Annotated in this window: 10 protein-coding genes; 6 read left to right on the forward strand and 4 right to left on the reverse strand. The window is 45.9% G+C overall.

Annotated elements, in window-relative coordinates; all coding sequences use genetic code 11:
* Positions 1-82: 82 nt before the first annotated feature.
* From ACYVGR_RS03300 to ACYVGR_RS03315, 4 genes are all read right to left on the reverse strand, one after another.
* The gene (locus ACYVGR_RS03300) at positions 83-994 is read right to left on the reverse strand and encodes an ABC transporter ATP-binding protein (protein WP_460953854.1); all 912 of its coding nucleotides are present in this window, start codon (positions 992-994) and stop codon (positions 83-85) included.
* Positions 995-1,159: 165 nt separating this feature from the next.
* Positions 1,160-1,579 (reverse strand): RDD family protein, encoded by a 420-nt coding sequence (locus tag ACYVGR_RS03305; RefSeq protein WP_460953855.1) that lies wholly within the window; start codon positions 1,577-1,579, stop codon positions 1,160-1,162.
* Between the two features lie 106 nt (positions 1,580-1,685).
* The gene (locus ACYVGR_RS03310) at positions 1,686-2,930 is read right to left on the reverse strand and encodes a dicarboxylate/amino acid:cation symporter (RefSeq protein WP_460953856.1); all 1,245 of its coding nucleotides are present in this window, start codon (positions 2,928-2,930) and stop codon (positions 1,686-1,688) included.
* A 214-nt stretch (positions 2,931-3,144) separates the two neighbouring features.
* Positions 3,145-3,603 carry an SRPBCC family protein gene (locus ACYVGR_RS03315; protein ID WP_460953857.1) on the reverse strand — a complete coding sequence of 153 codons (459 nt, stop codon included), beginning with the start codon at positions 3,601-3,603 and terminating at the stop codon, positions 3,145-3,147.
* Between the two features lie 157 nt (positions 3,604-3,760).
* Between ACYVGR_RS03315 and ACYVGR_RS03320 the strand changes: the two genes are divergently transcribed.
* The 6 genes from ACYVGR_RS03320 (at position 3,761) to ACYVGR_RS03345 (ending at position 11,728) form a co-directional block, all read left to right on the forward strand.
* Positions 3,761-7,762: a hybrid sensor histidine kinase/response regulator gene (locus tag ACYVGR_RS03320; RefSeq protein ID WP_460953858.1), complete on the forward strand. Its 4,002-nt coding sequence runs from the start codon at positions 3,761-3,763 to the stop codon at positions 7,760-7,762.
* A 256-nt stretch (positions 7,763-8,018) separates the two neighbouring features.
* The gene (locus ACYVGR_RS03325) at positions 8,019-8,378 is read left to right on the forward strand and encodes a LytR/AlgR family response regulator transcription factor (protein ID WP_240543735.1); all 360 of its coding nucleotides are present in this window, start codon (positions 8,019-8,021) and stop codon (positions 8,376-8,378) included.
* A gap of 177 nt (positions 8,379-8,555) precedes the next feature.
* Positions 8,556-9,074: an RNA polymerase sigma factor gene (locus ACYVGR_RS03330; protein ID WP_460953859.1), complete on the forward strand. Its 519-nt coding sequence runs from the start codon at positions 8,556-8,558 to the stop codon at positions 9,072-9,074.
* The gene (locus tag ACYVGR_RS03335; RefSeq protein ID WP_460953860.1) at positions 9,058-9,843 is read left to right on the forward strand and encodes a HEAT repeat domain-containing protein; all 786 of its coding nucleotides are present in this window, start codon (positions 9,058-9,060) and stop codon (positions 9,841-9,843) included. The genes ACYVGR_RS03330 and ACYVGR_RS03335 overlap by 17 nt, the downstream gene beginning before the upstream one ends.
* A 373-nt stretch (positions 9,844-10,216) precedes the next feature.
* A complete protein-coding gene (locus ACYVGR_RS03340) occupies positions 10,217-10,996 on the forward strand; it encodes a DUF4097 family beta strand repeat-containing protein (RefSeq protein ID WP_460953861.1) in 780 nt (259 codons plus the stop codon).
* A gap of 24 nt (positions 10,997-11,020) precedes the next feature.
* Entirely contained in the window at positions 11,021-11,728 is a 708-nt protein-coding gene (locus ACYVGR_RS03345; RefSeq protein ID WP_460953862.1) for a DUF4097 family beta strand repeat-containing protein, read from the forward strand.
* Positions 11,729-12,042: the final 314 nt, after the last annotated feature.

The following is a 12,042-nucleotide window of genomic DNA, read 5'->3' on the forward strand; positions in this document are numbered from 1 at the left end:
TACGATGTTTTAATTACTCTGATTTAGAATTCGATGTACGGCTATTGATAAAATCGTACATCGTAATTCGTAAATCGTACTTCTAGTCGTTGGTTTCGCCAACGGTCTGAATGAAAATGTCGTTAATACTGGGGATATTTTCGCCAAACGATCGGACGGTAACCTGATCGAGCAGGTGACGGATCAGTTCATTGACAGCCGTATCGGGAGGAATTTTAATGTCGGACCGTAAAAAGCCATCTTCGGTTTGCCGAGAGGATAACACCTCGAAGACCGTTGGCAGATTTTCCAGTGTCCCCTGGTATTCGACGTGGTAGGTGTGCGTCTTGAACTGCTCCTTAATAGCCCGTTTGGGCCCATCGAGAACTTTGTGTGACCGGTTGATCAGCGCAATGTGATCACAAAGTTCCTCTACCGATTCCATCCGGTGCGTCGAGAAGATGATCGTCTTCCCTTTGTCACGCAATTCTAGAATCTCGTCTTTAATCAAATTTGCATTGATGGGGTCGAAACCCGAAAACGGTTCGTCGAGAATAATCAGGTCTGGTTCGTGCATAACCGTTGCCACAAACTGCACCTTCTGTTGCATCCCTTTCGACAGGTCCTGAATCTGTTTATTCCACCAGGTTTTGATGTCGAACTTGATGAACCACGTTTTCAGTTTGTCCATCGCCTGTTTCTCCGAAAGCCCTTTGAGTTGCGCCAGATACAGCAGTTGTTCACCCACCTTCATCTTTTTGTAGAGCCCCCGCTCTTCGGGCAGGTAGCCAATTCGTTTGATGTGGTTGGGATTTAAGTGTTCTCCATCCAGGATCACTTCGCCCGAATCGGGGGCCGTAATCTGGTTAATAATCCGAATAAGGGAGGTTTTACCCGCTCCATTAGGGCCGAGTAATCCAAAAATACAGCCCTTGGGTACCGATAAGCTGACGTCGTCTAAAGCCCGATGTTCAGCATACTGCTTTACAATGTGATAGGTTTCGAGAATGTTCATTTAGTTTAGGGAAGAACGAATGGTTTTGTTTCGTGGGCTCAAGCTACAAACTTAGACGGTTTCACAACAATCATTTTACGGATGAACTGCCAAACGGCTATACAGACGGTCATAAAAAAGGCCGCAACCCGAAGGATTGCGGCCTTTTAATCAAATTAGTTGTCGTTAAACTTTCACAACAATCGTTTTCGCCCATTTATCGCCGAAGCGTTTGCCTTCATCGCTAAACACCATAAGCGCATCGATAAAGCCAAAGAACGGAATTAACAGGGAAACCTGCCGAGTGATCGATGTTCCATAATCGCCAACCAGGCTAGCGCCCGTATCTTCTTTAATGGCTTTGATACCCATTAGTTTTTTCCCGACACTCTGCCCGCCCAAAAAGCCTCCTGTTTCGGGTAGTGCATCTTTAGTGAGCAGATAAGCGATTGCAATAGCATAACCAACCATGCCCAGCTTGTAGGATACGATAATTAATATCCAGCAAGGTATGTAGGCGATAATACTGTCGATAAACGCGGCAATGAACCGCTGTACAGGCGTAGCCTTGGTATAGGTACTGAGTGGGGTGTAAGAGGGCTGCACAAACTTAGGGGTTTAGGTGAAACAATATGTCTAGCAATTGCTTCTCTAACCTACGAAATGAACGGAGAATACCCATGCATTCCTCCCTAAACGGCAAATCCATTTATCAAGCGGTAACTTCGTCAGTTTCAATGGGCTGCGTCCTGAATTCTCCCTCCCACTTCGAGATAACACAGGTTGCTACCGCATTACCCGCTACACTGGTAGCCGAACGTCCCATATCAAGTACCTGATCAATTCCAAGCAAGAGAGCGAGCCCTTCAATAGGCAAATTGAACAGCGACATAGTTCCAGCAATAACCACCAGAGAAGCTCTGGGCACACCGGCAATCCCTTTGGAGGTGATCATCAGGGTCAACATCATGGTAATCTGTTGCTCAAGACTCAGCGGCACGTGATACGCCTGCGCAATGAAAGCCGTAGCAAAGGTCATGTACAGCATCGACCCATCGAGGTTAAAGGAATAACCCAAGGGTAAAACGAACGAAATAATCCGCTCTGAGCAACCAAATCGGCGTAAGGCTTCAATCGTTTGCGGAAACGAAGCTTCTGAACTAGCCGTACTGAATGACAAAATAACGGCGGAGCGAATTTCTTTTAATAAAGCGACATAAGGAATACGTACTACCACGCAAATAGCCGCCAGAACAACGAAAATAAAGAACAGTAACCCGCCGAAAAAGCATAAAATCAGGTACACATAGCCCGACAAAATGCCCAATCCCTGCTTAGCCACAACGGCTGCGATAGCGCCCAATACGCCAAATGGGGCAAACGCCATCACGTAACTCGTGATTTTGAACATGATGTGCGAAAGAGCATCGAGCGCTTTGATCATAATTTTCCCCTGCGCACCAACGGAACCAACCGCAATACCAAAAAAGATACTGAATACCACAATCTGAAGAATTTCGTTGGTAGCCAGTGCTTCTATAAAACTCGTCGGAACAATGTGGGTAATGAAATTCTCAAACGTTAGTTTCTGCACTTCAACTCCCGTGTCGGTGCCTTTGGCGGGAAGTGGCAGATTCATCACTTCGCCCGGTTTCAAAATATTGACAACCAGCAAGCCAACAACCAGCGATAGAATGGTGGCAAAGTAAAAATAAGCCAAGGTTTTCAGGCCAATTCGCCCAACAGTTCCGAAATCGCCAAGTTTGGCAATACCCACCACCAGGGTGGCAAATACAAGAGGCCCAATAATCATTTTAATGAGCCGTAAAAAAATCTTGGACAGAATATTCAGGTCACTACCCGAAAAGCCTGAGCCGGTATCTGGGAAAAAATAGCCAATGGCAATACCGAGCACCATGCCCAGGAAGATTCGTGTTGTGAGATTGGGGAGTTTCATGAAGCGTGATTAAAGGAATCTTAGTCTAACAAATGTATAAGAATCCGTGAAATCCCGAAAATACACATCCATTGGTTACAAAGCCAGCGTAAACTAAAATTTGCCCGTTTAGTTATAAAGGTGACGGGAATAACCGCCTTTTTTTTGCATGTTCAGTTTCCCTGTCGTATTTATGCGACTAAATCAGTGGACTAAATAAACAAAGTCTATTACATCATAAACGACCAAATATTCTACGATAAATAGGTTTTCGGCATACAAATTGAAACCACATGACCGGATATAGTAGATAATTGGTAAGCAAAAAAGGGGTTCGGAAGGTTATATCATCGATAATAACGGTATGTTCCTGACCAGTTAGGGCATCAACAAACCGGCGAAGTCCATGCCGGTGATGCCAATAACTCAGGAAAAACGGAAGCTTAGTACCCTGATCAATAAAGTAAATTTCTTCTGTCCCCGTTTGTTGATCAACAATCTGACTGATCCAATCCTGGCGAAACAGGAAAAAGTTTAGCTGTAAATGAACAACATCACCCGTTAAACACCCGTCAAAGCGTACTACGTTTACGGGTGGAAATACTGGAGTAAGCTGTTCAAACAGACTCCGGTTAAAGCCAGCCCAGGTTTCTGATAAGGATTGATCAACCCGGGTTTCAAAAAAAATATGCATAAGAAGGGCACGAGTTGTGGAGCGAAAAGCAAAAGAATCTAGTTACAGGAAACAAAATACTGCTATATTCAAGTTGCCGAAAGCAACTAAAGGTAGCTATTTGCTTCATTATTTGTGGCCTAACCCAAGCCCTTCTGGGCAAAATCATGATCAGTGTATGCCCCGACCTACCCGTTGGTTCGTTTGTTGGCTGATTATAGGACTGCTCGGATCGTCGAAGCTGATACATGCCGCTACCCCAGAACCAGAGTACCTTACGGTACGAAATGGGTTGCCCCAGGGGTTCATTAACTCCATTATTCAGGACCATCGTGGGTTTATCTGGATGGCTACACGTGACGGACTTTGCCGTTATGACGGGCTTCGGTTCCACATTTACACCCACGATCCGCAGCAGTCCCAATCGTTATCCTTCAGTAGTATCTATGAAATCCAGGAAGACCGAAACGGAAAACTTTGGATTCGTACAGAGAATAATCACATCGATTGTTTCGATCCAGTTACCGAACGATCGAACCGAATTTCAAACTCTCCCGCTTTTAAACAGGCTCTTGGTCGCGATCAGCTCATCGGTATCCAACCCGATCAGGCCGGAAACGTTTGGGTAGCCACATACACCAACGGCTTTTTTCGGCTTAATGCCAATGGCACCGTATCTCACCGACAATGGGCTACCCAAAATGATTCTACGTATCAGGTCATTCACGCCCTTTTAGTCGATCGTCATGGTTATCCGTGGCTGGCCACTCAGGATGGATTGGCACGCTACAATCCATCATCTAAGAAACTGGATAGTTATCTGGAAGCCCAGGGGCTACCCCAAAATGAAGTTTATAGGCTCCACGAACGCAAAAATGGACAGCTGATGCTGGGTTTCCCCGGTCAGTTTGCCCTCTTCGACCCTAGTACCGGACGTGTTCAAAAAGTAGTGCCGCTCCCTAATGACCCAAACCTTCCTTTATTTGCGATAGATCCTCAGGGAATCGACTACGTAAATCAAAATCGATATACCGATCAGGGGGGCCTTATTTCTTTATGGCCCGATCGAACGGCGGAGTCGCCCAAACTGGCTCACTTCTCGCCATTATCGCTACTGGTCGATCGAACCAATGTTCTTTGGATAGGACTCAACGGCGATGGCGTTATTAAATACGATCTGAACAAGCGTCCTTTCCAGACCTGGCCTTACACCAGCAATTTCCAGACCGACTGGCTAAGTCAACAACTAAACATCCCGCGCGATGCTATTCCGGTAGAAATCCGCCAGCAATCTCCCGCCGGTATTCGGTACCAGTTCGATCGGCAAAAAAAGCTGTGGATCAGCAGTCGGCAAACGATACCTTATGTATATGATACCCAACGGCAAACCTTTAGTGCCGTTCAGCCCAATGGAATCGAAAGTCGCTGGCTTCCTGACAAGGTTTTTCGGCTGACAGCACTTGCAGCCGGGGCCGAAGGCGAACTCTGGGGATTATTAGGTCCTACTAGTCAGGTTATTGTTCGGCACAATCCCGAGTTAGGTACGTTTACAACGTTCCCGCTCCCAATTCCCGCCAATCATTCGTATGTTATTACGGGAATGGTCGTCGATGGTGGTCGTATCTATCTGGCTACCGAGAATCATGGTCTCCTGCGCGCTGATCTCTCTCAAAAGCGACTCATTCATTGGCAAAATGTGGCCAGCGACCCTAACTCGCTACCCGGCAATGCCTTATTATGTCTGGCTCAGGACCCGCTTCAGTATAAATACCTCTGGATTGGAACGTTTGGCGAAGGGCTTTGCCGACTCAATAAAATGACCGGCCAGATTCAACGGTTTACTGTCGGACAGGGTTTATCCAACAACGTGATTTATGCCATCCGACCCGATAACAGTGGGCATCTTTGGCTGAGTACCAATCGTGGTCTTTGTCGTTTCGATACCCGATCGTATGAAGTCCAGAACTACATGACCGATGATGGACTGCCTAGTGAAGAATTTAGGCAGTACTTTGACGTGTCGCTGCCCGACGGGCGTCTTATTTTCGGTGGTATTGGTGGTTACACCGCCTTCGATCCAAGTCGTATCAGCGAAGACCCCGTTAAGCCCATTGTTGCCCTGACCGCTTTGCGAGTTAACAACCAACTGGTAACGGCTACCACGCCCGATTCGCCCATTGAGAAAGACATCAATGAAACAACTGAAATCGTTTTAACAAACCGCCAAAACTTTTTGTCCATTGATTTTGCAGCGCTTGAATTTAATCAAAGCCACAAAAATCAATATCGTTACAAACTCATTGGGTTAGACAAAGACTGGGTTTACAGTGGTAACGCGGCTACGGCAACTTATACAAACCTGCCACCCAATACGTACACATTTGTTGTCAATGCGTCGAACACTTCGGGCGTATGGAGCCCCGTTTCGCATTCACTAAAGCTGGTTATCGAACCGCCGTTGTGGGCCACCTGGTGGGCTTATTTATCATATGCCTTATTGTTAGCAGGCGCTTTATGGCTATTTTTCAAAATACGGATTCGTCGAATCCAGCAAAAAAGTCAGTTAGAGCTTCGTGAGCAGGAATCATTGCAGCTTAAACAATTGGATGCCGTTAAAACGCGTTTTTTTGCTAATATCACCCATGAATTCCGTACGCCTTTAACCCTTATTCTAACCCCATTAGAACAGGTTCTGAACGACACAACCGATTCGCCTTACCACAATCGGCTTACACTTATTTACCGGAATGCCAACCGACTCTTACGGTTGATTAACGAGCTCCTCGATCTGGCAAAGCTCGATGCCGGGAATCTGACCATCACTCCCACCCCTGCCGATTTGCCCGAGTTTATCCGCCGAATTGTCGGGGCTTTTACCGAAGAAGCTCAGCGTAAACAGATTCGACTGCAACTCACGGATCAGTTTAAGCAACCTTTCTACTGGTTCGACCCGGATAAAGTCGAAAAAATTCTCAGTAATCTCATGTCGAACGCCCTGAAATTTACGGAGGCAAACGGGGCTATCACGATTTCGATACAGGTCGAACCACAAGACCCAACCGTTGCAAACTCGGCAAAAACCGATTTGGTCCGTTTCATAGTCCATAATACGGGACCGAAAATTCCAGACCAGAAACTCCCCCGTATCTTCGATCGGTTTTATCAGGCCGATCCACTCGAAAGTGCCAACAGCGGGTCTGGAATTGGGTTAGCGCTGGTAAAAGAATTAGTAGAGATGATGCAGGGTACGGTTGCGGCAACCAGTCATCCTGAACAGGGAACAACCTTCACCGTCGAACTTCCCTGCCGCCAGGCTCGCCCAGAACTCGTAGTGGCAACTCCCCCCAACGAGCTTGTGGCCACTACGGTAGTGGGACAGACTCCCGCCAACTCGGAACCTACAGAAGAAAAAGCACATCGAATACTGCTGGTAGAAGACAATGATGAATTGGCCGAGTACATCGTCTCTACCCTGAATGTAGAATGGCAGGTGAAGCGCGTCAGCAACGGACAGATAGGTGTAAAAACCGCCATTGCCGATGGCCCAGACCTGATTATCAGCGATGTATTAATGCCCGAAATGGATGGGTATGAACTGTGCCGACAACTCAAAGAGAATCCGGTTACCAGTCATATTCCCATTATTTTATTGACGGCTAAAGTTTCTGTAGACAGCCGACTGGAAGGCTTAACTGCTGGAGCCGACGACTATATAGCGAAACCATTCCAGGTAGCCGAACTGAACGCGCGAGTTCGTAACCGCCTGGAACAGCAATCCAGGATTCGGCAGCATTTCCGGACCCAGCTATTGCGTCAGGGCAATCTACCCACTGCCAGTCAGGACCCACAGGATGAATTCATGAATCGCCTTTATGCTATCCTGGAAGAGCGTCTGGATGATTCCACATTCGGGGTTGAGCCATTGGCAGCAGCCATCGGTATGAGTCGCATGCATTTGAATCGAAAAGTAAAAACCATGACGGGGCTAACTCCGAATGAACTGATTCGGATTGTCCGGTTAAAACGGGCAGCAGAACTTCTCATAACTGGTGTCTCTATATCCGAAGTTGCCGACCGGGTAGGCTTTGATACTCCAGCCTATTTTTCTAAAGTTTTTAAAGACCAGTATCACCTTACGCCCTCGGAGTACGTCGATCAAAATCGACATGAAATTGCCTGATATCAATAAGTACTTAGTTACCCCATACGATTTATTTCATCCGAAATCAGGCCCCTTTTCCTCATTTATTTGCAAACATTCCCATTCTTCTACTGAATGTAGCTACCTCATGTTACAAATTTTATAGTACTTGTTACGAATGAGCAAGAGCGGAGAGGCCATTGCGCTTAGTATTGCGGTAGGTATTATTTCTTAAATATTTTGAAAAGTACTACGCACAATGTCTATGTCGGTCTTTTCTTTTTCTAATCGGTCCATGTCAACGGATTGGCCTCCACTTAAGCTTTATCTTCGAGAAACGGGTCGACAGTTTTTTTCTGTGTCAGACTTAGTGTATTTGCAGGCTGTTGCTAACTACAGCTGGCTCAACTGGGCAGATGGTCGCCGGATGTTGATGCCTCGCACACTTAAATACTACTCGCCCCAACTCCCTAATGAGTTATTCATTCGGCTCCATCGTAATTGTGTGGTCAATCGCCAGTTTGTGGAACGGCTGGAACGCACCGAAACAGGTGGGTTGGTGCATTTAAGCACGGGTGAAGTGCTCCCTGTTTCACGCCGACGCTGGAGTCTGGTTCGACGTCAATTAGCCAGCCAGCGCGCTTACGTGAGTTAATTAATTTCTACCATTTATTTCGAGGTCTTTACCTTGCCTCATTCCGACTTATGTAGCGGGGTGGTCAAGGTAAAGATCTCTTTTTTGTTGCTACCGAGCGAAGGGCCTGTTTAATCTCTGAAAAAAAATCTCATCACGCTGTAATGTTTTTCGGACACAGTCGTCTATGTCATTGATATGGATCTACAAGTCTTCAAACAACGCATACTTCCGGTGCAGGGTCGTCTTTTCCGATTGGCTCAGTTGTTTCTTCGCAACCGCGAAGAAGCCGAAGATGCCCTACAGGATGTGTTGCTCCGGCTATGGACCAATCGACAACAGTTAGATGCTTATCATAGTGTAGAAGCGCTGGCAGTTCAGATGACAAAAAATCTGTGTCTGGATCGGTTAAAGTCGCATGCTAAAACGAAATCAACTGATGACTCCGCCCTTTTGGGCGTCGCCACGGAAAACGTTTCGCCTTATCGGCAGGTAGAATTAACGGATAGTGCCGACTTGATTCGGCAGCTAATGAATGAATTACCAGATCAGCAGAAACTGGTGCTTCATCTGCGCGATGTGGAGGAATATTCGTTTGAGGAGATCGAACAGGTTACTGGCCTCAGCGTTAATAATATTCGAGTGATTTTGTCGCGGGCCCGGCAAAAGCTTCGCGACAATTACTTAAAAGTCAATGATTATGAAGCAGGACATTGAAAAATTGCTGGAGAAATATTATGAGGGTGAAACGAGCCTCCAGGAAGAAAAAGAGTTGCGTCAGTTTTTTCAGCAGGATAACATCCCCGATCACCTGATGTCGCATGCTGCGCAGTTCCGTTATTTTGCCAGCACCCGTACACAACACCCTTCATTAGCCTTTACCACTCAACTAGCCAAAAAACTAAGCGCCCCAGAACCCAGCCGGATTTTTGGTTTGACAAGCTGGAGCCTTCGTCTGGCAGCCAGCGTGGCACTGCTTATTCTTGGTTTTGGTGCCGGGCTGTTTTATACAAGTTGGCGGCATGGCACAAACGAGCTGGCAGCAGCCTCGACTGATGCTGAGCCTGCTCTGGCAATGAAAAAAGTGCTGACTTTCGAGCAACTCGCCAAAACGTCAGCCAGCGAACGAATTCAGGCCGTTAACCAGAGTTACGAACTCACCCAGGTCGATCAGGAAATTACCCAACTCCTGATCAATACCCTGAACTTCGATGCCAATGTTAATGTACGTCTGGCCGCTTGCCAGGCACTGGTTCGCTTCGAAAACGAACCTGATGTACGCGAAGCGCTGATTCAATCGCTTAAAATCCAGACTGATCCCAATATTCAGATCACGCTAATTGACGCTCTGGTAGCCATTAAAGAAAAACGAGCCGTCGACGAAATCCAGCGACTTGTACAGGATCAAAAAGTGCTGGATATCGTACGCCAGAAAGCCGAAGAGGGCATTAACCAATTAACTCACGAAGCTAATACACCTTCTTAGCGACTTAATTCTGTGGACTCTGTTGATTCTAAGAGATTCTATCGATTTAATGAGCCTTGGTTATCAAAGAAATAGAATCCGAAAAATCGGTAGAAACTAAATGGGACCAGTACTAGTGCTTTGGCAAACTAGATTCTGGGGGATTCTATAGATTCTTTTATCCGTATTGTACTGATAATCAAAGAGATAGAACCAAAAGAATCTATAGAAACTAAATTGGACGAGTACTAGTGCATCTGCCCTGGGTAGAATCCATCTAGAATCCAAGAATCAACAGAATCTCTTTAAATCCACAGAATCAATAGCATCTAAAGCCTCAATCAGTACACAAATACAATTCAATTACCTTAAACAACCGCCTTGGCGGACTACTATGAAAAAGCTCCTTTTAACGAGTGCAGGATTCCTATGCCTTTTACTGAACGCACAAGCTCAGGAATACAAAACCAAACTAACGAATTCTAAAGATCACAAAGTGACGCTTGAAATCGATGCTGGCGATATCAAGATTGAAGGACACAATAGCGACGAAGTACTTATTCAGGCTTCATCAGGCTACGAAGCGCCACCCGAACGGGCTAAAGGTCTGAAACCACTGTATTATCAGGCCGTCGATAACTCAGGCATTGGTTTGGCCGTAACCCCCGAAAATGGCGGCTTGAAAATTGAAAAGGCGACTCGGAAAGCTATCAAATATACCATTAAACTTCCGCGTAAAGTGGCTATTCTCTATACGCAAACCAACTGGCAGAGTGCCGACGTAAACATCAGTAATATGGATGGCGATCTGGAGGTAAAAACCAATAATGCCTCCATTGAACTGACGAACGTAACAGGCCCCATTGTAGCCAATACCACCAATGGCGAAGTAAAAGTGGTGTATTCGAGTCTGAGCCAAGAGAAACCAACAGCTATATCGACCATCAACGGGGCTATTGATATCACTATGCCTACCGCTTCTAAAGCCAATTTGAAACTACGGTCGATCCAGGGAGAAATGTATACGGACTTTGATCTGGGTATGAAAGCATCCAAGGAGGGTATGCCTAGAGTTGGGGGTGGCAACAACATCGACGGCAGCATCAATGGGGGTGGCGTTGAGGTGCAACTCAAAACCATCAACAGCAACATCTATGTCCGCAAACAAAAGTAAGTCCCATTAACCTCCCTTACTCAAATGAAAAATCCCTTATTCCTCCTAGTTCTGGGCTTACTTAGCTTCCTTATCCAGCCTATTTTCGCCCAGAAAATCATTGAAAAAACGCTGCCAGTCACTACCGATCAAACGGTTAACCTCAACCTGAAATTTGCCGACAGCATCAAAGTTCGTTATTGGGACAAACCAACGGTATCAGTCCGAATTGAGGTAACCATCAACGGAGGAAAACTAAATGATGCCTTTCAGGTGACAACAGGATCAACGAGCCAGGAAGTCAGTGTCAAGACTGATTTCGATCAGGAGATGTTGAAGCAAGGTAAAGCCGAAGATTGTCCCGACCGTCGTCACTCCTGGAGTTCCGACAAAGATGGCCATCGGTATTACGTCTGTAGCACACTCAACTATCAGATATTCGTACCCCGACAGGCTCAATTGAAGCTCGAAACCATCAATGGCAATATTGATATTCAGGGAGCAAACGGACCCGTTTTTGCCAAAACCATCAGCGGTTTCGTGGACATGAGCTGGCCCAAATCGAAAGGGGCAAACGTAGCGATGAAAACCATCACGGGCGAAGTCTATTCTGATATGGATATTAGCTTCAAAAATAAGAAGGAAAAGAACCCGATTGTTGGTTACCAATTGGAAGGAGTCGTCAACGGTGGTGGGCCAAACGTACGGCTGGAGTCGATCAGCAATAATATTTACCTTCGACGGAAAGACTAGCCAACACTGATTGACTTGAAAACATCTTTTTTTCATACTCACCGGGTTAAAACCCAGCGCAAAAAACAGAATAGATAAACTGCGCTGGGTTTTAACCCGGTAAGTATGAAAAACTCTATATATAAGATACAAGTCAGTTTGAGCCAAAATAGAAAAGCTTAAACAGGACCTTAGTAGCTCTAAATAAAGGTGTTAACTCAGTTACGATTTAGCTCGTTTCAGACATTCATTTAGTGTCATATATCAAGAAAACTATCTCTATATTTGACAGACCAAGGATTTGCAGCTATAAATCAATCGAAAGAATCTGATTT

This window comes from Spirosoma litoris (genome assembly GCF_054776755.1).